The organism is Bradyrhizobium sp. RDI18 (genome assembly GCF_043203335.1).
Taxonomy (GTDB): domain Bacteria; phylum Pseudomonadota; class Alphaproteobacteria; order Rhizobiales; family Xanthobacteraceae; genus Bradyrhizobium; species Bradyrhizobium retamae.
This window is the reverse complement of the sequence record NZ_JBICRN010000008.1, coordinates 5903120-5923876: the sequence shown is the minus strand read 5'-3', so window position 1 is coordinate 5923876 and position 20757 is coordinate 5903120. Positions and strand designations below refer to the sequence as shown.

General features: G+C 63.1%; 18 protein-coding genes and 2 pseudogenes. 11 read left to right on the top strand and 9 right to left on the bottom strand.

Features of this window, described 5'->3' with window-relative positions:
- Nucleotides 1-648: 648 nt before the first annotated feature.
- The 6 genes from ACFXS9_RS37575 to ACFXS9_RS37550 all read right to left on the bottom strand — a co-directional run bounded on the left by ACFXS9_RS37575 (nt 649) and on the right by ACFXS9_RS37550 (nt 5229).
- A complete protein-coding gene (locus ACFXS9_RS37575) occupies nt 649-1284 on the bottom strand; it encodes a TadE/TadG family type IV pilus assembly protein (RefSeq protein WP_392698260.1) in 636 nt (211 codons plus the stop codon).
- Nucleotides 1285-1288: 4 nt separating this feature from the next.
- Nucleotides 1289-1843, bottom strand: coding sequence for a TadE/TadG family type IV pilus assembly protein (locus tag ACFXS9_RS37570; RefSeq protein ID WP_392698259.1), 555 nt, complete (start codon nt 1841-1843; stop codon nt 1289-1291).
- A 207-nt stretch (nt 1844-2050) separates the two neighbouring features.
- Nucleotides 2051-2545 (bottom strand): pilus assembly protein N-terminal domain-containing protein, encoded by a 495-nt coding sequence (locus ACFXS9_RS37565; RefSeq protein WP_392698257.1) that lies wholly within the window; start codon nt 2543-2545, stop codon nt 2051-2053.
- 136 nt (nt 2546-2681) lie between these two features.
- A complete protein-coding gene (locus tag ACFXS9_RS37560; RefSeq protein WP_392698255.1) occupies nt 2682-3509 on the bottom strand; it encodes a sterol desaturase family protein in 828 nt (275 codons plus the stop codon).
- A 62-nt stretch (nt 3510-3571) separates the two neighbouring features.
- A complete protein-coding gene (locus ACFXS9_RS37555) occupies nt 3572-5023 on the bottom strand; it encodes a hypothetical protein (RefSeq protein ID WP_392698253.1) in 1452 nt (483 codons plus the stop codon).
- Complete coding sequence (locus tag ACFXS9_RS37550; RefSeq protein WP_392698251.1) at nt 5020-5229, bottom strand: hypothetical protein; 210 nt, start codon at nt 5227-5229, stop codon at nt 5020-5022. The genes ACFXS9_RS37555 and ACFXS9_RS37550 overlap by 4 nt, the downstream gene beginning before the upstream one ends.
- Nucleotides 5230-5539: 310 nt before the next feature.
- Between ACFXS9_RS37550 and ACFXS9_RS37545 the strand changes: the two genes are divergently transcribed.
- The 9 genes from ACFXS9_RS37545 to ACFXS9_RS37505 all read left to right on the top strand — a co-directional run bounded on the left by ACFXS9_RS37545 (nt 5540) and on the right by ACFXS9_RS37505 (nt 14318).
- A complete protein-coding gene (locus ACFXS9_RS37545; protein WP_392698249.1) occupies nt 5540-5704 on the top strand; it encodes a Flp family type IVb pilin in 165 nt (54 codons plus the stop codon).
- Between the two features lie 204 nt (nt 5705-5908).
- A complete protein-coding gene (locus ACFXS9_RS37540; RefSeq protein ID WP_392698247.1) occupies nt 5909-6433 on the top strand; it encodes a prepilin peptidase in 525 nt (174 codons plus the stop codon).
- Nucleotides 6434-6559: 126 nt separating this feature from the next.
- Nucleotides 6560-7351 (top strand): Flp pilus assembly protein CpaB, encoded by a 792-nt coding sequence (gene cpaB / locus ACFXS9_RS37535; RefSeq protein WP_392698245.1) that lies wholly within the window; start codon nt 6560-6562, stop codon nt 7349-7351.
- A gap of 17 nt (nt 7352-7368) precedes the next feature.
- Nucleotides 7369-8832 carry a type II and III secretion system protein family protein gene (locus tag ACFXS9_RS37530; RefSeq protein WP_392700220.1) on the top strand — a complete coding sequence of 488 codons (1464 nt, stop codon included), beginning with the start codon at nt 7369-7371 and terminating at the stop codon, nt 8830-8832.
- A 9-nt stretch (nt 8833-8841) separates the two neighbouring features.
- Entirely contained in the window at nt 8842-9591 is a 750-nt protein-coding gene (locus ACFXS9_RS37525) for a CpaD family pilus assembly protein (RefSeq protein ID WP_392698244.1), read from the top strand.
- Complete coding sequence (locus ACFXS9_RS37520) at nt 9588-10856, top strand: CpaE family protein (protein WP_392698242.1); 1269 nt, start codon at nt 9588-9590, stop codon at nt 10854-10856. Before ACFXS9_RS37525 ends, ACFXS9_RS37520 begins: the two co-directional genes overlap by 4 nt.
- A 22-nt stretch (nt 10857-10878) precedes the next feature.
- A complete protein-coding gene (locus tag ACFXS9_RS37515; RefSeq protein WP_392698241.1) occupies nt 10879-12348 on the top strand; it encodes a CpaF family protein in 1470 nt (489 codons plus the stop codon).
- A gap of 7 nt (nt 12349-12355) precedes the next feature.
- Entirely contained in the window at nt 12356-13333 is a 978-nt protein-coding gene (locus ACFXS9_RS37510; RefSeq protein ID WP_392698239.1) for a type II secretion system F family protein, read from the top strand.
- Nucleotides 13334-13343: 10 nt separating this feature from the next.
- On the top strand, nt 13344-14318 hold the full coding sequence (locus tag ACFXS9_RS37505) for a type II secretion system F family protein (RefSeq protein ID WP_392698238.1): 975 nt from the start codon (nt 13344-13346) through the stop codon (nt 14316-14318).
- 237 nt (nt 14319-14555) lie between these two features.
- Here the strand turns inward: ACFXS9_RS37505 and ACFXS9_RS37500 are convergent, their stop codons facing one another.
- A complete protein-coding gene (locus ACFXS9_RS37500) occupies nt 14556-15479 on the bottom strand; it encodes a tetratricopeptide repeat protein (RefSeq protein WP_392698236.1) in 924 nt (307 codons plus the stop codon).
- Nucleotides 15480-15608: 129 nt separating this feature from the next.
- On the opposite strand from ACFXS9_RS37500, the pseudogene ACFXS9_RS37495 reads away from it, so the two are divergent.
- Together ACFXS9_RS37495 and ACFXS9_RS37490 are read left to right on the top strand one after the other, a co-directional pair.
- Nucleotides 15609-16990: pseudogene (locus ACFXS9_RS37495) on the top strand (leucyl aminopeptidase family protein).
- Nucleotides 16983-17825 (top strand): NlpC/P60 family protein, encoded by an 843-nt coding sequence (locus tag ACFXS9_RS37490; protein ID WP_392698234.1) that lies wholly within the window; start codon nt 16983-16985, stop codon nt 17823-17825. Before ACFXS9_RS37495 ends, ACFXS9_RS37490 begins: the two are co-directional and overlap by 8 nt.
- 117 nt (nt 17826-17942) lie before the next feature.
- Here the strand turns inward: ACFXS9_RS37490 and ACFXS9_RS37485 are convergent, their stop codons facing one another.
- Together ACFXS9_RS37485 and ACFXS9_RS37480 are read right to left on the bottom strand one after the other, a co-directional pair.
- Complete coding sequence (locus tag ACFXS9_RS37485; protein ID WP_392700218.1) at nt 17943-19568, bottom strand: ABC transporter ATP-binding protein; 1626 nt, start codon at nt 19566-19568, stop codon at nt 17943-17945.
- Nucleotides 19569-19574: 6 nt separating this feature from the next.
- Nucleotides 19575-20754: pseudogene (locus ACFXS9_RS37480) on the bottom strand (ABC transporter permease).
- Between the last annotated feature and the right edge of the window lie 3 nt (nt 20755-20757).

Here is a 20757-nt window from a genome sequence, read left to right as displayed (position 1 = left end):
GCAATGAGATCGGTGGCCCGTTCGGTAGCCAGCCCAGGCAGGCGATAGATGGAGGAATTCCGGATTGCTTGGCGCGCGCATTAGATCCTGATCCGATCAAAACTGAAACGGGGCGGGATCTAATGTCTCTGTCTGAGCATGACTCCGGGTAAACGCTTCGCGTCTGTCCCGAGGAAAACTGGCCTGCCCTTTTGCGCTAACCTCACTGTGTCATAAGCCCCTCATGATGAGGAGCGCGGAACGCGCCTCTCCAACCATTCGGCCCGTCTGTGGCCCACATCCTTCGAGACGTCCGCGGAGCCTGTCATCACTCCGCGAGCGCCCTTGCGCTCGTCGCTGGGCGCGCATTCCCACGAGCCCTTTGGCGGGCTCCTCAGGATGAGCGGTTGAGCGGCTATGACGCGGTAAGCTGAAGCCCCACTATGGCGTTGGGCAGAGGCGCCTTGTGTCGGTCAGTGGAGAGTTGGACGTATCCCCGCGCTAAAAATGCAGTGCTGCTGTACGGAAGCGGCCTTCCGATGCACCGGATCAAGCGCGCCCTTACCGAAGCCTGAACCAATGCAACCCACGAATACAGCGCCGGTCCTCCTCCAGGAGAAGGTCGCGGTGAACGCTACGAGTTGCGAAGGTTGTCGGAGACTGCTGCCGTCACAGCGTCGGACAGTTGGCAGGGAGGGGATCCGAAGCGGATGCTCGATATTTAACGCAGAGTTCCAGGCGCGGACGCGTGAAGGCGGCATCGCTATAGGTCACACCTGTCTTCGCCAGCACATAACCGATGGCCGGCGTATACTTGTAGCTGACCTCGCTCCAGATCACGTATGTCCCCTTAGCCACGACGAGAGCTGTAGGCAACACCACAATGTCACCCGGATTATGAGGCGGCGTCGCCGCGATCGTGACACCGCCTCCTGCATCGATCGTCAACCCCTTGCTCCACTGAACCCGAGCGACCCCCGTCGCGCTATCGACGTAAACCTCCGTGATCGAGGATACCAACGGCGACGCCGGGTAGGGTGTCATGATCGCCTTTGCCGCTTCGCCAAAACTGATGATATCGGCATCCACCACGCTCTTCATCTGAGAGGTCAGATCGGAAAGCGTTCGCGCCACCAGGGTAGCCTTGCGATCCACAGAAATGGCCGACGAAACCTCGACCACTCCGAAGAACATCACCACCATCAGCGGAAAGATCATGGCAAACTCGATCGCCGCGAGGCCGCTGCGATCATCCAACAAGCCGCGCACGCGAAGTGACATCTTCTGCATCGGGGATACCGTCATCGTATCACGGCTCAACATGAAAGGCGGCGGTCGCAGCGAGCAGCCGCTGTCTGCCGTTGAGATTTGCGATGTCGTAGCCGAATCCCGTCACATACAGCGGCCATTTATAAAAGGCGCGAATGACGACGGTATTGGGAGAGCCGGCTGCCGGCAGAGAATATGAGAAAGGTCCGGTCAGGTTTCCAGCGACGATCGGAGGGGTAATCGTGATCGCGGTGCCCGGGGGAAAGACCTTCACATCCACATTAAGGTTGGCCGGATTGGTGTCGCAGTTAAACATCACCTTGATGCGATTGCAGAGGTCCGTTTTGAACGCAGCTTCGTCCATGCCGCTGTCCTGGGCTTGATGCGTGAGCATCAGCCGCGCGCTTTGCTGCATTCCATGGTCCAGAACCTGGCCTGCAAAAAAAATAATCGCCGTCTCGAGGATCGCGAACAGCATGCCGAAGAACATCGGCGCAATCAGCGCAAACTCGACGGCGGCCGAACCCCGGCGGTTGCGGCGAAATCGGTACAGTGCATTTCTGAAAGAGACTGTTGCAGCAGTGGGTGACGACATCGAAAGATTCCCAGACGGCAGCGATTATCCGCCTGCAAGAGCTACCTGAAAGTGATTGTGGAAGTGTTTCGTCGAATCGAGACAGAGCGGCCCCGCCCGCTAACCGGGCGTTAACAATGTTCTGAGCGAGATCGATTCGTGGACAGGATAATGTGCCGGATGCGCCAACTGGGGCTTCGGTTCTGATTCAATCAGAACCGAAAAGGTTCAGTTTGCCGATTTAGCCCCAGCGCCACTGGCTTGACCGCTGAGAGAACCGGCCTGATCGATCGCCGCCTTGAAGTAGTTCTCGCCGTCGCCGAGGGTGACGCGGCGCTGGCAGATCGGCATGCAGCTATAGGATTCGCGCTCGACGCCGCGATAGACGGTGACGAGCTGATCGGTCGGGCCTTCGACCTGAATCTGACGATCGACCAGCACGTCGCCGTTGCGGTCCATGGCGATGAAATTGGTCGCGCCGTAGCCCTTGCCGGTGACGACGACGATGCCGCCGCTCTGCAACGTGACGTCCGCAATCAGCGGATTTCCGACCACGATGGTGGAGACCTTGGCGGGAAGCTTCACGAGCTTCGCCTGATCGACATAGACGGCGATTCGGTCGGGATCGGGCGAGGCCAGGCCGACGGCCGGCCACAGCAGGATTCCTGCAGCGAGGGAACGCAATCCAAAACGCGCGCGAATACGCTGGAACTTGAACGACATACTTTACCCCGGGGCATCAACAAGCCGGCAATGGCGATACGCAGCGGAACCGGCGCCCGACACGGATGAATCTGACGACAATTCATGAACAAAGGGCAAATAGACCCTGAAATGGGGCAAGAAATCCGCCGCCGGCCTATTTGCGGAATGGGTAAGCCAGTTGCCCAATGATCTCGCGCGGGAACGAGGACTGATCGTCCACACCGTACTGCTCCGGCAGGCGATCCGATGGCATCCGGAAGGTCCCGAACAGGATGTCCCAGAGGGGAAAGGTGCCCGCGAAATTGCTGTCGCCGCCTTCTTCGCGCGCGGTGTGGTGCCAACGGTGAAACACCGGCGTCGCCACGACGTATTTGAACGGTCCGAGGGTCCAGTTGAGGTTGGCGTGAACGAACGCCGAAAGAAAGATGTTGAACGGGCCGAGCCAGAGCATCACGCCCGGCGAAATGCCGGCCATCAGCACCGCGACGTCGACCCCGATGGTACCTAGCAGCAGGTTGACGGGGTGAAAGCGCGCCGCCGAGATCCAGTCGACATCTTCCGACGAATGGTGAATGGCGTGGTATTTCCAGAACCCGCCGCCATGAAACATGCGGTGCAGCCAGTACATCATGAAATCGGTTGCGACCAGAAACAGGATCGCCTGCAGCCACAACGGCAGCCTCGACAACGGGCCGTGGCCGTTGTCGTAGAAGGCGATCAACTCATCGGCGTCGCGAATTCCGAACACCAGCGCGGCGCCGAGCACCAACAGGGCGATGCGGAACACGCGCAAGAACAGCGGCACCAGGAACCAGTAGCAGATGTCGGTGACGAGTTCGCGCTTGCGCCACCAGGGCTTACCGGGATTGCAGGCCCAGAAATGCGAAAGCACCGAGAACAATAGCGCCAGCGCGATCGTGACCGGCACCACCTTGGCCATCGTCTGGCCCAGCATCTCGACGATTTCGATCGGCAGGTTCATCGGGCCCGCGTACCAGAATCCCGGCTCGCCCGCCAGTTGGCGTCCCCAAAAGATCGGCCGGATCAGTTGGCCGTGCGAACGTGCAGCACCGCATTGTCATCGGCGTAGGCGCGCCGCCAGCCGCCAGTATGGTCGAGCAGGCCGACCGCAGGCGTAGACGGCGCCAGCAGCACGGCGTCGATGTCCCAGGTCTTGAGAATGTCGAGAAACTGGTTGACGTCCTTGAGCTTGAGCGCACGGTAATAGGCCATTTCGAACGCTTCACCGTAGAGCTCGGCGCGTCCGTCGACGAATACGGGAATCTGCCGCCAGATCAGATAGCCGCCGAACGGAAGGTCGTTGAGAACCCGCTTCGGATTATGCGCCTTCAGCGCATCGACGGCCGCGGAAGGCGACTGGCTTTCGCGCGGTGCAAACGCGCTGTTGGCCGCGAGCAACCATGTCCAGCCGCCGAGCAGGACTGTTACTGCCGCCGTCACAGCCATCGGGGCGCGGGCGCGGGCGTGCCAAGCCGGCCGCAGCGCGAACTGCGACGCCACCGGCGCGAGCACCACGATCGGCAGCAGCAATGCGAAGATCTCGAGATTCCTGACATGCGACAACGCCATGTGCAAAAAGCCCAGCACCAGCGCGATCCGCGGCGGGGAAAGCTTGACGCCGCCGTGAAGTGCGCCGGCGATCAGCGTGAGGATCGCCATCTCGAATGCGCCGAACTTGCTGAAGTCCGCCGGCGTCCATTCATAGATCACATGCAGGAGTTCGCCGAGATCGAGAATCTTGCGTGCGGCGAGGATCGATCCCCACCCGTAAGGCGTGGCGCAACAGGCCGCCAGCGCGCCGATGCCGAACGCCGCCCAGCGCAGCACCAGTGGCTTTTGCTGCGCCCGATCGGCATTCCACAGTGCATCGAGTGCGAACGCGCCGACCAGCACCAGGCCAAACACGAATCCGCCGTGCAGGTTCGCCCACAACGCGATCAACGGGAGCAGCCATGGCGACGGCGCATGGCCGCGCTCGCTCGCCGACATCAGCCCGCTCGCCCACGCAAGCATGATCGGCAGGGCCAGCACATGCGGCCGCGCTAGAAAATGCCCCATCGAAAGCACCGACGCCGCCATCGCGAAGGTGACGGCATGGACCGCGGGGATGCGGCGGCCGAGAATATGAGCGAGCAGTGCGAAGGTTGCGGCGATGCAGCTCGCGGCGAGAACCACCGGCCCGGTCCAGCCCGCCAGATTGTAGCTTGCCGCATACAGCACCTGTGCCAGCCAGGACGACGATGTCCATGGCTCTCCGGCCTTGGTGAAGGAATAGATGTCGGCGCGCGGCAAGGCGTGGTGATCGAGGATCCACTGGCCCACGGTGATCTGCCAGTAGGTATCGGAATCGTTCAGGAGCATGCCGCCATTGCTCAATAGCAGCGCGTAGACACCGATGCCGATCCATAGCCATGCAGGTACCTGGCCGAGGATGGCGGACTTCTCTTTGGAAGCCGCCGCAATGATTGTATTCATGCCATCAGCCCGCAAAACACCGGCACGAAGAACCAGTAACGGATGGCGGTGATGAACTCGCGCTTGCGCCACCAGGGCTTGCCGGGATTGCAGGCCCAGAAATGCGAGAGTGCCGTGAGCACGAGGGCGAGCGCGATCGTGACCGGAACGACCTTCGCCATCGTCTCGTCTACCACCTCGCTGACTTCCATTGGCAAACCGGACATGACGGCCTCGTTCGATCGGGAAGCACAAGGGGTATCCGCTCGCGCTTAAGGGGCCGTGAATCAAAGGAGTCGCCCGACACTGCGCGATCGCGACGAACGACCCTGCAGTCGCAGCTTGCATTTTATCGAACGCCTTAATGCAGTGTTTACTGTGCTCAAGAACTGCAAGTTCCAAGCGTTTTTGCACGGTCGAATTAACTGCGCCGAAATTGTCGCACCCTAGGGTGACGCCATGGTCACGGTGCTGAGAACGCCGGCGAGACCAAACTTGAGTTTGACCAGCCACGTGTCTACACAGGAGCTATCATCTATGAAGAATCTTGTTTTGCGTTTCGTGAAGGATGAGTCCGGCGCCACCGCCATCGAATACGGTCTGATCGCCGCCGGCATCTCGGTCGCGATCATTGGCGCCGTCAACGGCATCGGCACCAAGCTGGGCACGGCCTTCAATACGATCTCGACCGACCTGAAATAAGCGAAGGTTGCGAGCAAGCGTCAAAAGGCCCCGGCAAGCCGGGGCCTTTATTCGTTTTGGCAAGGCGCGCGCTGGATTTAGCAAGCCGCCGCCGGATGTGGCACGAGCCGCGACATTCCGGCGTTTCCCGATTGTTCATTTCTCGTGGCTAGGCTCGGCCAAAGCCTGGACCCCCCGGGTTAACCGCAGCGTGTGTGAAAGTTTATGATTCTCGATACCGCCCGCCTCCTGCTGTTTCCGGCGCTTATGGCCTTCGCGGCTGCGAGCGACCTTTTCACGATGACGATTTCGAACCGGATATCGCTGGCGCTGATCGCTGGCTTTGTGGTGCTTGCGGTGCTCGGCGGCATGGGCTTGCACGACATCCTCATGCACTTCGGCGCCGGCGCCGTGGTTCTGGTGGTGGCCTTTGGCTGCTTCGCAATGGGATGGGTCGGCGGCGGTGACGCCAAGGTCGCGGCCAGCGTGGCGCTCTGGTTCGGCTTCGACCATTTGCTCAATTATCTGGTCTATGTGTCGCTGCTCGGCGGGGCGTTGACGATCCTGCTGATTCAATTCCGGCAATGGCCGCTGCCGTCCTTCCTCGCTGGACAAGCCTGGCTGAACCGACTGCACGACAAGCAGAGCGGAATCCCCTACGGCATCGCGCTCGCTCTAGGCGCGCTGATCGTCTATCCGGAGACCGCGTGGATCAAGGCGATCGACCTTGCTCACCTCGCCATGCGCTGATCCAGCCCGCTAACTTTCCGTTAAGGCAATTTACACACGCCTCATTAACCATGCTTTGACGAATAGCTGGTCAACTCCCATCACGGCGACGGAAGCGTCGCGGCGTAATGTGGAAAGTGAAGCGTAATGAATACCGCACGCATTGTGGTCCTGGCCATCGCCATCGGCGCCGGCGGCATTGCCGCATATCTCGCCAGCGGGTCCGGCGACAAGCCGGCGCCGGTCCAGCCGGTTGCGCAGATGCAGACCGTCGATATTCTCGTCGCCAAATCGGATATCGGCCTCGGCCAGTCGGTCAAATCGGACGATCTGCAATGGCAGACTTGGCCGGCCTCGACCGCCAGCAGCAACTTCATCAGCCGCGCCAACAAGGCCGACGCCGTCAAGGAGATCACCGGCTCGATCGCGCGCGCGCCGTTCATCGCGGGTGAGCCGATTCGCGAGCAGAAGCTGGTGAGGGCCGACGGCTCCGGCTTCATGGCGGCGATCCTGCCCGCGGGCTTCCGGGCCATTTCCACCGAAATTTCGCCGGAAACCGGCGCCGGCGGCTTCATCCTGCCGAACGACCGCGTCGATGTGATTCTTACCAAGCGCGCGAAGAACCCGGACGGCAGCGGCCCGGATATCTCCAATTCGGAGATCATCCTCAGCAATGTTCGCGTTCTCGCTATCGACCAAGCGCCGAAGGAAAAAGAAGGCACCAGCGCGCTGGTCGGCAAGACGGTCACGCTCGAACTGAAGCCCGACCAGGCCGAGACGCTGGCGCGATCGCGCCAGAACGGCACTCTGACGCTGGCGCTGCGCAGCATCGCCGACGTCAACGCGGTCGAAAAGCCGGACGAACAACTCAACAAGCGCGGCGAGAACCTCAACGTGATTCGTTATGGCGTTGCCAGCCAGCAGACGGTGCAGAAGTGACCGAAAGGACGCACGATATGAAGTGCAGGGAAATTCAGCCGATGATGCGAACGTTCATCGTCCGCGCCCTGTCGTTCTCGGCCGTGGCTGCTCTCACGCTCAATCCGGCGCTGACGCCGGTGGTGGCGAGCGACTATCGCGTCGCGCCGTTGTCCGCCGATGGACAGATGAACGCGCGTTTCGTTTCGCTCGGGATCGGCAAATCCATCGTGATCGACCTGCCGCGCGAGATCAAGGACGTGCTGGTAGCCGATCCGAAGATCGCCAACGCCGTGGTGCGTTCGACCCAGCGCGCCTATATCATCGGCGCCGCGGTCGGCCAGACCAATATCGTTTTCTTCGATTCCACCGGTGCGCAGATCGCGGCCTATGACATCGCGGTCAAGCGCGACCTCAACGGCGTGCGCGCGGCGCTGAAGCAGGCGCTGCCGAATTCGGAGATCCTGATCGAAGGTATCGGTGACGGCGTGGTGCTGAGCGGCACCGCGGCAAGCCCGATCGAAGCGCAGCAGGCCGCCGACATTGCCGCCCGTCTCGTGGCCGGCGCCGAAAAGGTCGTCAATTCGATCGCAGTTCGCGGCCGCGACCAGGTGATGCTGAAAGTCACGCTCGCAGAAGTCCAGCGCTCGATCATCAAGCAGATGGGCATCGATCTCAGCGCCAACCTGACCTACGGCACATCCGTTGTCAGCTTCAGGAACAACAACCCGTTCACCGCAAACAATGCGGCGCTCGTCCCCGGCAATGCCCTTACCGGAGCTTTCGGCGCGACGCCATCCGTGCAGGCGACGCTGCGCGCGATGGAAAGCGCCGGCGTGGTGCGGACCCTTGCCGAGCCCAACCTCACAGCCATTTCCGGCGAGTCCGCAACATTTGTCTCCGGCGGCGAATTTCCAATTCCGACCGGGGTGACCTGCCAACCCACAGCGAGTGGTGGCCTCGGAAATTGCGTCCAGACAGTCAGCTTCAAGAAATTCGGCATCTCCCTCAACTTCACGCCGGTCGTGCTGACGGAGGGACGGATCAGCCTTCGGGTGATGACCGAAGTGTCGGAAGTATCGACCGAAAACGCCCTGACCGGCGGTGCCGGCGGAACGACGATTCCCTCGATCAAGACCCGCCGCGCCGAGACCACGCTGGAAATTCCCTCCGGCGGCGCGATGGCCATGGCCGGCCTGATCCAGGAACAGACCAAGCAAGCGATCAACGGTCTGCCAGGTCTGGCGCAACTGCCGGTTCTCGGCACGCTGTTTCGCAGCCGCGACTTCGTCAACAACCAGACCGAATTGATGGTTCTGGTCACGCCCTATGTGGTGCGTGCGGTTGCGCAGAAAGACCTGTCGCGCCCCGATGACGGCTTTGCCAGCGCCTCGGACCCACAGGCTGACCTGCTCGGCAGCATCAATCGCATCTACGGCGTTCCGGGCCGCGTCGAGAAGGCGCGGAATTATCGTGGCACCTACGGCTTTATTACGGACTGAGGCGGGACGATGACAGCACAGAGCACAAAACCCGCCGATCGCAAGCGCGCGCTCCGCCTGACCGCAGCGCTGATCGGTGTCTCCGTGGCGCTCGGCGCCTGCAAGCATACCGTCGTCGATCCCGCGACGACGGCCGGCGTGCCCGACGATTACCGCCAGCGCCATCCGATCGCGGTCCAGGAAGCCGACCGCTCGATCGTCGTTTTCGTCGGTCGCGGACGCGGCGGCTTGTCCGCCTCTCAGCGCGCCGACGTGATGGGTCTGGCTCAGGACTGGCTTCGCGAAGGCACCGGCGTCATCAGCGTCGACGTGCCCGTCAATACGCCGAACGCGCGGGCGGCCGAGGATTCATTGCGCGAGATCCGGGCGAGCTTTGCCGCTGCCGGTGTGCCGCCGCGCGCGATCAATGTCCGTCAGTATCACCCGGAAGATCCCAGGCATATGGCCGCGATCCGCCTCAACTATCCGAAGATCTCGGCGGTGGCCGGCCCGTGCGGGCTGTGGCCGGAGGATCTCGGACCGTCGATCCACAACAAGGGCTATTTCGACAACAAGCCGTATTACAATTTCGGCTGCTCCAACCAGCGCAACCTGGCGGCGATGGTCGATAACCCATCCGACCTCGCGCAGCCGCGTCCCGAAACCCCAGCCTTTGCGCCGCGCCGTGGCATAGCCTTCGAAAAGTATCGCAAGGGCCTTACCACCGCGACCACCTATCCCGAGAGCGACAGGGCCAAACTCAGCGATACCGGCAAATGATCACTTACTCGCGCCAGAATACAGAACCGCAGCCGGAAATCACGGCGCCGTCGACCGAGGAACACATTGCACCGGCGCCACGGGTGTCGGTGCAGGCGTTCTGCGAGACGGTGGAAACCGCGGCCGCCGTGCAGTCGGCGGGCGAAGATCGCCGCCTCGGCAAGGCTCATCTCAAGATCCAGATGGGCGGCATGGCCGCGGCCATCGAGGCCTACCGCTCGGCCCCGACCCCGAACGTCATCATCCTGGAGACCGAGGGCCGCAACGACATTCTCGTCGGGCTCGACCAGCTCGCCACCGTCTGCGACGCCGGTACACGCGTGATCGTGATCGGGCGCATCAACGACGTCATGCTCTATCGCGAACTGGTCCGCCGCGGCGTCAGCGATTACGTCATCGCGCCAGTCAGCGCCATCGACGTCGTGCGCTCGGTCTGCAACCTGTTCTCCTCGCCGGAAGCCAAGGCCGTCGGCCGCATCATCGCTGTCGTCGGAGCCAAGGGCGGCGTCGGCGCGTCCACCGTCGCCCACAATGTCGCCTGGGCAATCGCGCGCGACCTGTCGCTGGATTCCGTGGTCGCCGATCTCGACCTCGCTTTCGGCACCGCCGGCCTCGACTACAATCAAGACCCGCCGCAGGGCATCGCGGATGCGGTATTCTCGCCCGACCGGGTCGATACCGCGTTCCTCGACCGCCTGCTGTCGAAATGCACGGACCATCTCAGCCTGCTGGCAGCGCCGGCAACGCTCGACCGGGTCTACGATTTCGGCGCGGAAGCCTTCGATTCGATCTTCGATACGCTTCGCACCACGATGCCCTGCATCGTGCTCGACGTTCCCCATCAATGGTCGGGATGGACCAAGCGCGCCTTGATCGCGGCCGACGACATCCTGATCGTCGCCGCGCCTGATCTCGCCAACCTGCGCAACACCAAGAATATCTTCGACCTCCTGAAGGCATCGCGGCCGAACGATCGTGCGCCGCTCTACTGCCTCAATCAGGTCGGCATCCCGAAGCGGCCGGAGATCCCCGCCGCCGAGTTCGCCAAGGCAATCGAAAACCACCCGATCGTCACGATCCCGTTCGAGCCGCAAATCTTCGGCGCGGCTGCCAATAACGGCCAGATGATTGCGGAGATCTCCGCAACTCATCGCACCACCGAGATGTTCCTGCAGATTGCGCAACGGCTCACCGGCCGCGGCGAGACCAAGAAGAAGAGTTCGTTGCTGTCGCCCTTGATCGAGAAGTTGCGGGCCAAGAAGTAAACAGCCCGCGTGGAGTGCCATCGTGTTCGGTAAGCGTAGCGGAAATGATAGTGATACGCGGGTACTCAAGCCCGCCATTCAGGCGCCGGAGCCGGTCCCCAGCGCCGCAGCGGCGCCGCGCGAGATCGCGGCGCCGGCGGTGGCTTCGCCGCCGCTCGCCCCCGCAAAGCAGCAGCCTGCGGCCACCATGGAGGCGGCGCGGCGCTCCGACAACTACTACCAGGTCAAGGCGACGATCTTCGGCGCGCTGATCGAGGCGATCGATCTTGCCCAACTCGCCAAGCTCGACGGCGAGTCCGCGCGCGAGGAAATCCGCGACATCGTCAACGAGATCATCGCGATCAAGAACATCGTGATGTCGATCGCCGAGCAGGAAGAGCTGCTCGACGACATCTGCAACGACGTGCTCGGCTACGGCCCGCTCGAGCCGCTATTGTCGCGCGACGACATCGCCGACATCATGGTCAACGGCGCCGGTACGGTGTTCATCGAAGTCGCCGGCAAGATCCAGAAGACCGGCATCCGCTTCCGCGACAACCAGCAGCTCCTCAACATCTGCCAGCGCATCGTAAGCCAGGTCGGCCGGCGCGTCGACGAATCCTCGCCGATCTGCGACGCCCGCCTCGCCGACGGCTCCCGCGTCAATGCCATCGTTCCGCCGCTGGCGATCGACGGGCCCGCCCTCACCATTCGTAAGTTCAAGAAGGACAAGCTGACGCTCGATCAACTGGTCAAGTTCGGTGCGATATCAACGGAAGGCGCAACGATCCTGCAGATCATCGGCCGTGTCCGCTGCAACGTGCTGATCTCGGGCGGCACCGGCTCCGGCAAGACCACGCTGTTGAACTGCCTGACGCAGTTCATCGAGCATGACGAGCGCGTCATCACCTGCGAAGACGCCGCCGAGCTTCAACTGCAGCAGCCTCACGTGGTGCGACTGGAAACCCGTCCGCCCAACATCGAGGGCGAAGGCCAGATCACGATGCGCGAACTGGTCCGCAATTGCCTGCGTATGCGTCCCGAACGCATCATCGTCGGCGAAGTCCGCGGACCCGAGGCGTTCGACCTCCTGCAGGCGATGAACACCGGCCACGACGGCTCGATGGGAACGCTGCACGCCAACAACCCGCGCGAAGCCATGTCACGCTGCAGATCGATGATCACGATGGGCGGCTTCTCGCTGCCCTCGCGCACCATCCGCGAGATGATCTGCGCCTCGATCGACGTCATCGTGCAGGCCGCGCGCCTTCGCGACGGCTCGCGCCGCATCACCCACATCACCGAGGTGATGGGCATGGAAGGCGACACCATCATCACCCAGGACCTGTTCGTCTACGAACTGCTCGGCGAAGACGCGAACGGCAAGATCATCGGGCGGCACCGCTCGACCGGCATCGGCCGTCCGAAGTTCTGGGATCGCGCGCGATATTACAACGAAGAGAAGCGGCTCGCGGCGGCGCTCGATGCCGCCGAAGTCGTCGACCAGACATGAGGAAGCGATGAGCATGCAAGCGCTCGCACTGGCGTTTCTTGCCGCCACCACCATCGGCGGCCTGGCATGGGTGTTCATCTATCCGATGCTGTCGGGTGAGAAGAAGGCCGAATCGCGCCGCGCCTCGATCGCCCGTTCCGATGCGCCGGCGCGGCAGGCCGAGAAAAGCCAGCGCTCGCGCCGCGAGCAGGTCGAGGGATCGCTCAAGGAGCTCGACGCGCGGCGCAAGAAGGAGAAGTCCGTTCCGCTTTCGACCCGCCTCGCCCAGGCCGGCTTGGGATCCTGGACGCCTCAGAAATTCTGGATCGTTTCCGGCATCCTCGCGGCGGTGGGCTTCGCGCTCGCATTCTTCGCCGGCGGCTCGCTGTTGGGCGCCGCCGTGATGGCATTCGGCACCGGCCTCGGCCTGCCGCGCTGGCTCTTGAGCTACCTCAAGAAGCGTCGCGAGAAGGCGTTTCTGAAAGCGCTTCCCGATGCCGTCGACGTCATCGTGCGGGGCATCAAGGCCGGTCTGCCGCTGTTCGAATCGATCAAGGTGGTCGCAGCCGACGCGCCGGAGCCGCTCAAGAGCGAGTTCAACGCCATCATCGAAACCCAGACCATCGGCATGCCGCTCGGCGACGCCTGCGCGCGGCTGTATGAGCGGATGCCGTTGCCGGAGGCGAACTTCTTCGGCATCGTGGTTGCGATCCAGCAGAAGTCCGGCGGTAACCTGTCGGAAGCGCTCGGCAACCTCTCCAAGGTTCTGCGCGATCGCAAGAAGATGTCGGAGAAGATTCAGGCAATGTCGATGGAAGCCAAGGCCTCCGCCGGCATCATCGGTTCGTTGCCGCCGGCCGTGATGATCCTGGTGTGGATCTCGACGCCGGGCTACATCGCGCTGCTTTGGACCACCCACATCGGCCAGTTCATGCTGCTGTGCTGCGTCGCCTGGATGACGATCGGCGTCCTGGTGATGAAGAAAATGATCAACTTCGACTTCTGACGGTGCGCCTATGATTGAGTTTCTGATCACCAAGATGCACGACGCGCGGTTCATGACCATGCTGCTTGCCGCCGTTGCGGCGAGTGCGACCGCCTACACGCTGATCATGCCGCTGTTCGCCGGCGAAGGCCTTGCCAAGCGCATGAAGGCGGTGGCCAGCGAGCGCGAACGGCTCCGCCAGCGCGAGCGCGAGCGCCTCAACAAATCGGAGAAGGTATCGCTGCGCCAGACTCCGAAGCAAATCGTTTCCAAGGTCGTGGAAGACCTGAACCTGACCAAATGGCTGGCGCAGGAAGCCGCGCGCGACAAGCTGATCATGGCCGGCTACCGCGGCCACGCGCCCTACGTCACCTTCCTGTTTGCGCGCGCGGTGACGCCGATCGTGCTGTTTCTCGGCGCGGCCCTCTACGTGTTCGTGATCACCAACCTGGACAAGTCGTTGACGGTCAAGCTCGGCATCTGCATCGGCGCCGCCTATCTCGGGCTGCAGGCGCCGATGCTGTTCCTGAAGAACGCCATCACCAAGCGGCAGCTCTCCATCAAGCGCGCCTTTCCCGACGCGCTCGACCTCCTGCTGATCTGCATCGAGTCCGGCATGTCGGTCGAAGTCGCCTTCCGCAAGGTTTCCACCGAGATCACGTCGCAATCGATCGCGCTGTCGGAGGAATTCGCGCTGACCACGGCGGAATTGTCCTACCTGCAGGACCGCAAGGTGGCTTACGAGAACCTCGCCAAGCGCACCGGCCTGGAGGGCGTGAAATCGGTCTGTCTCGCGCTGATGCAGTCGGAACGCTACGGCACCCCGCTCGGCCAGAGCCTGCGCGTGATGGCGCAGGAAAACCGCGACATGCGCATGACCGAGGCCGAGAAGAAGGCGGCAGCGTTGCCGCCGAAACTGACCGTGCCGATGATCGTGTTCTTCCTGCCCTGTCTGTTCATCGTCATTCTCGGACCGACCTACATCAAGCTTCAGGCGATGCCGTGAGGCGAGCGGCACGGCGGGCCGGCGCTTCCCCGCGCACATGTCCGCTGGTCGTAGGTCCCGGCTCTGCGTCGCGGCACTGCGTGCCGCGCCGCGTCCGGGACACGAGAGCTTTTGCGACCTGGGAGCAGTCTCCGCTCCCCGGACGCTGCGCAGCAGCCAAAAGCGCGTTACGCGCGTCTTCAAGGCACGATGGCGGTGCGCTGCAGATCCGGGCCCATGCGGCAGGTACCTCCGCCCTCATGAGTGGCTAAAGCTGGTGAGCAGTATTCGTTGAGCCGCGGATGGACAGTCAGTGCTTTCGCGCGGCGGGTGACCGCTGTGATGCTCAGTCCGGCCGGTTGAGGGCGGCGACCGGGACGGTCGCCTTGTTGCCGGGGGACGCGAATGGTCCTTGTCCTTGCGGCTCAGCATTTCCCGCAGGTAAGCCACGTTGGCAGCCGCCTCGTCGGCGGGCAGATCGCCCTTGGCGATGGTCTCGGCTTCGGCGAAACGGCCCTGCAGGCCGACGACGAGCGCGAGGTTCTGCCGCACCCTGGCGTCGGCACGCGGATTGGAATAGGCGCGCCGCAGCGTTTCCTCGGCTTGCGACAACTCCCGCGTCAGCGTGTAGGAGAGGCCGAGATTGGACAGCACCGAGGGCTCTTCCGGCACGATCTTCAGAGCGCTCGCGTAATAGCGGCGGGCCTCTTCGTGCTTGCCCATCTTGTCAAGCGTAGTGCCCTGCACCGACAGAATGCGCCAGTCGGGATTGGCGGGCGTATGGGCGCGGCTGAGCACGTCGAAAGCAGCCTGCGAATTGCCGTTATCGGCGAGCGCGCGGCCGTAAGCAGCGAGCAGCGTCTTGTTGCCGGGATGGGCGATCGTGGCCTGTTCGAGCACGGCAGCGGCCTGTGTGCGCTGGCCAGTGGCGCGGAGTGCCTGGCCATATCCCAGCGCCGCCTCGGCATCCTTGGGATTGGCGCGATAGCGCTCGCCATAGACCTCGGCCGCGCGGCGCGGATCTTCGGGAGCGGCTTCGGCCTTGGATGAGGACGAACCCAGCGATCCCGTGATATCGGACATGGTCTTGCAGCCGCCAAGGCCCGCGGCCAAAACCGCGGTTACCGCGGCTGAGGTCAGGAACCGGGCAAAAGACCCGGCGTGGCTGGACGATCGACGCATGGCACTTCAACTCACGGGAATGGCGGACAAATAGAGGCGAACGAGAAAGCAATAGACTGTTAACCCTAACGGCCGGTTAATTGGCCGTGCTATGCCAGCCAGACACGCCCCATTCTCCGCGAGACATGCATGCAATCGCCGTTCGAGACCGCGCCCATCGCCCCCGCCATTCCGATTACGTTCGCCACCAAAACCACCTGGAGCGCGATCGCCAAGGACCTTCCCGAACCGGCTCGGCAGTTTGCGCTCGCCAATGATTTTACCGCCAAGCCCGGCAAGTGCCTGACGCTGCCTTCGCCCGACGGGAAGATCGCGCAGGTCGTGTTCGGGCTTGATGACGAGGCCGCCAAGTCGCGCGACCTGTTCCGGCCCGGCGCGCTGCCCGGCCTGCTGCCGCCGGGCGTCTATCGCTTCGCCAACGCGCCGCACGATCTGCGCCTGGCGACGCTCGCCTTTGCGTTGGGGAGCTACCGCTTCGGCCGCTACCGCAAAGCCGAAAAGCCCGAGGTCCGGCTGGTGCCGCCCGATGGCGTCGATATCGCCGACATCGCGCGGATGGCGGAAGCGGCGGCGCTGGCGCGCGACCTGATCAACACGCCGTCGAACGACATGGGGCCGGAGCAACTGGCGGACGCCGCGAAGGCATTGGCGGCGCGTTTCGGCGCCAGCTTCGACTGCATCGTCGGCGACGACCTCGTGAAGCAGAACTTTCCGCTGATCCACGCGGTCGGCATGGCCTCGGCGCGTGCCCCGCGCCTGATCGACCTGAGCTGGGGCGATCCCGCCCACCCCAAAGTGACGCTGGTCGGCAAGGGCGTCTGCTTCGATACCGGCGGGCTCGACCTAAAGCCGTCGAGCGGCATGCTGATCATGAAAAAGGACATGGGCGGCGCCGCCAACGTGCTGGCGCTGGCGCAGATGGTGATGGATGCGAAGCTGAAGGTCCGCCTGCGCGTCCTGATCCCCGCGGTCGAGAACGCGGTCGCCGGCAACGCCTTCCGTCCGCTCGACATCTTCAAGTCGCGCAAGGGACTTAACGTGGAGATCGGCAATACCGATGCCGAGGGACGGCTGGTACTGGCAGATGCCTTGGCGCTGGCGGACGAAGAGAAGCCGGATCTGCTGATTGACCTCGGCACCCTGACGGGTGCGGCGCGGGTGGCGCTGGGACCGGATTTACCGCCCTTTTACACCCATGATGAGACGCTGGCCGAAAGCGTCGCAGAACATGCAAAGCGGGAGAACGATCCGTTGTGGCGAATGCCGCTGTGGCACCCTACGATTCGTGGCTGGATTCGAAGGTCGCCGACATCAACAACGCGCCGTCGGGCGGCTTTGCCGGCTCGATCACCTGCGCTTTGTTCCTGCAGCGCTTCGTCACCGATGCCAAGAGTTGGCTGCATGTCGATATCTACGGCTGGACGCCTTCCGCAAAACCCGCGCGTCCCGAAGGCGGCGAATGCCAGGCCGCACGCGCGATCTACAAACTGTTGAGCGAACGCTATGCATGATCCGCGCCTGACGCCGGCACGGCCCGAAATCGCCGCGAAATATCTCGAAGGCAAGGTAAAGGCCGCGCGCTATGTGTCCGGCGAGGAATTTTGCGTGTGTGAGGCGATCGCGCCGCTGTGGGAACGACCTGCCGCGGGCGCCATGATGCTGACGCAGGCGCTCAAGGGCGAACGCGTCACGATCTACGACCGCAATGACGAAGGGTTTGCGTGGGGCCAACTCGCGAGTGACGGCTATGTCGGCTGGATTCCAGATGCCGCGCTGGCAAAGCCTGCGGCCGCACCGACGCACAAGGTCACGGCGCTGCGGACCTTCGCGTTTCCGGGCCCCTCGATCAAGCTGCCGCCGGCCGAGACGTTGACGACGGGAGCAAGGGTGACGGTCATCCGCGAAGACAGCGCGTTCGCCATTACAAGCGACGGCTGGTATCTGCCGCGCCATCATCTTGGCAGCCTCGACGCGGTGGAAAAGGATTTCGTCGCGGTTGCCGAGCGCTTCATCGGCACGCCCTATCTCTGGGGCGGCAAGAGCTCGCTCGGCATCGATTGCTCCGGCCTCGTCCAGGTGTCGCTGAACGCCGCCGGCATTGGTTGCCCGCGCGACAGCGACATGCAGGAGACGGGTCTCGGCCGCGCATTGGACACGAACGAGATGACGAAGCTGCAGCGCGGCGATCTGATCTTCTGGAAGGGACACGTCGCGATCGTGCGGGACGCTGATACTATCGTGCACGCCAATGCGCATCACATGGCGACGGTGGTGGAGAACACGCAGGATGCTTTTGCGCGGATCAAGGCCGTCGGCAGCGAGGTGACGGCGATCAAGCGGCTGTAGCCACAAGCCCCGCTGTCATCACCGGCGAAAGCGGGTGATCCAGTACTCCGAGAAAGCTGTGAGTGAATCGAGAGGCCGCGGCGCACTGGATGCCCCGCCTTCGCGGGGCATGACAGGCTATAGGTCCGGAACCGCCTCGATCCGGAACGCAGCCGCGAACAGCGCGCGGGTGTAGTCGCTCTTCGGATTCTTGAACAGCTCAGCGGCCGGCCCCTCCTCCACCACCTTGCCGTTCCGCATCACGATCAGATGGCTCGCCAGCGAGGCCACCACGCGCAGATCGTGCGAGATGAACATGTAGGTCAGGTCGCGCTTGCGTTGCAGTTCGCGCAGCAGGTCGACCATCTGGGCCTGGAACAGCATGTCGAGCGCGCTGGTCGGCTCGTCCAGCACGACGAAGTTCGGCTCCAGCACCACCGCGCGCGCGATCGAGATACGCTGGCGCTGGCCGCCGGAGAATTCATGCGGATAGCGGAAGCGCGTCGCCGGATCGAGGCCGACGTCCTGGAGCGCCTTGACGACACGCGCCTCGCGCTCTTCGTATGACAGCGACTTCTGATGCACGCTTAAGCCTTCGGCGACGATATCGCCGACCGACATGCGCGGGCTCAGCGCGCCGAACGGGTCCTGAAACACGATCTGCATGTCGCGGCGGAACGGCAGCATGGCCTTGAAACGCAGGCCCTGAATGTTGTTGCCGAGGAACACGATTGGGCCGTCGGAGGAAATCAGCCGGAGGAGCGCGAGACCCAGCGTGGTCTTGCCCGAGCCGGATTCGCCGACGACGCCGAGCGTCTCTCCCTTGCGGACCGCGACGCTGACGCCATCCACCGCCTTGATGTGGCCGACGGTCGAGCGCAACAACCCGCGCTTGATCGGAAACCAGACCTTGAGGTTGTCGGCCGACATCACCACCGGCTCGTTGGGCCGCGGCGGCGCTGGATCGGGCTTGGGCTCGGCCGCGAGCAGCGCGCGGGTATAGGCATGTTTCGGCGCGGTGAAGACCTGTTCGACCGGGCCCTGCTCGACGATCTTGCCCGAGTTCATCACGCAGACCACGTCGGCGATGCGGCGGACGATGCCGAGGTCATGGGTGATGAACAGCATGCTCATGCCGAGCCGGGACCTGATCTCCGCGAGCAGCGCCAGGATCTGGGCCTGCACCGTAACGTCGAGCGCGGTGGTCGGCTCGTCCGCGATCAGAAGGTCCGGCTCGTTGGCGAGCGCCATCGCGATCATGACGCGCTGGCGCTGGCCGCCGGACAGTTGGTGCGGATAGCTTTGTAGCCTCGTTTCCGGATCGGGAATGCCGACCTGCGTCAAGAGTTCGAGCGTCCGCGCCCGCGCCATCGATCCGCTGATGCCTCTGTGCAGCGAGAGGATTTCGCCGATCTGCGCCTCGATGGTGTGGAGCGGATTGAGCGAGGTCATCGGCTCCTGAAAAATGATCGAGATGTCGTTGCCGCGGATCTCGCGCATCTCGCGTTCCGAGGCATTGAGCAGCTCGCGACCCTTGAAATGGATGGTGCCGGAGGGATGCGACGCGGTCGGATAGGGCAGCAGTCTTAGCACCGACAGCGCGCTGACCGATTTGCCGGAACCGGATTCGCCGACCAGGGCCACGCACTCGCCGCGCCTGATGGAAAACGAGACGCGGTCGACCGCAATCGTGGCGCCGCTCGGCTGGTGAAAGGCCACCGAGAGATCGCGCACATCGAGCAAGGGCTGGTTGACGGCGTCCATCATGCTCTACCGGAACGTCTTGCGCGGGTCGAAGGCGTCGCGCACGCCCTCCCCGATGAAGATCAAAAGCGACAGCATGATTGCGACCGAGAAGAAGCCGGTAAAACCGAGCCATGGTGCCTGCACGTTGGCCTTACCCTGCGACAGCAGCTCGCCGAGTGATGGCGAACCCGGCGGCAGGCCGAAGCCGAGGAAGTCGAGCGCGGTCAGCGTCATCACCGAGGACGACACGATGAACGGCAGAAAAAGTCATGGTCGCCACCATCGCGTTCGGCAGCAGATGCCGGAACATGATCACGCCGTTGGAGACGCCGAGCGCGCGCGCCGCCTGAATGTATTCGAAATTGCGCCCGCGTAAGAATTCCGCGCGAACCAGGCCAACCAGCGAGGTCCAGGAGAACAGCAGCAGAATGCCGAGCAGCACGAAGAAGCCGGGCACCAGCACCGATGACAGGATCAGCAGCAGATAGAGTGAGGGAATCGCGCTCCAGATTTCGATGATGCGCTGGAAGATCAGATCGGTCCAGCCGCCGAAATAGCCTTGCACGCCGCCAGCGATGACGCCGATGATCGAGGACAGGATGGTCAGCGTCAGGCCGAACAGCACCGAGATGCGAAAACCGTAGATCAGTCGCGCCACCACGTCGCGGCCCTGGTCGTCGGTACCGAGCCAGTTGTATTCGAGGTCGCTGCAGCTCTTCAGGCCCTTCTTTTCCACCACGGGCTTGCACTGCTCTTCCGTCAGCATCCATGTCGGCTTCGACGGCGCCGGCGTCGGTAAATCGAGATTGTGGGTAGAGTAGGAATAGCGGATCAAGGGCCAGATGATGGTGCCGCCCTTTTCAGCGATCAGCTTTTGCAAATAGGGATCGCGGTAGTCGGCCGCGGTTTCGAAATCGCCGCCGAAAGTGGTCTCGGAATAGCTGACGAAAGCCGGCCAGTACAGCTTTCCGTCATATTTGATAAGGAACGGCCGATCGTTGGCGATCAGTTCGGCAAACAGCGAGATCATAAACAGCGCAAGGAATATCCAGAGCGACCAGTAGCCGCGGCGGTTCGCCTTGAAGTTCTGCCAGCGCCGGCGGTTCAGCGGCGATGGCGCGAACACGTGCTGCGTGGCCGGGACGACCTCGCCAAGCGGCGACCGCGCGGTGGTTTCGACCGGTTGTGGAGCGAGCAGCGCCATCAG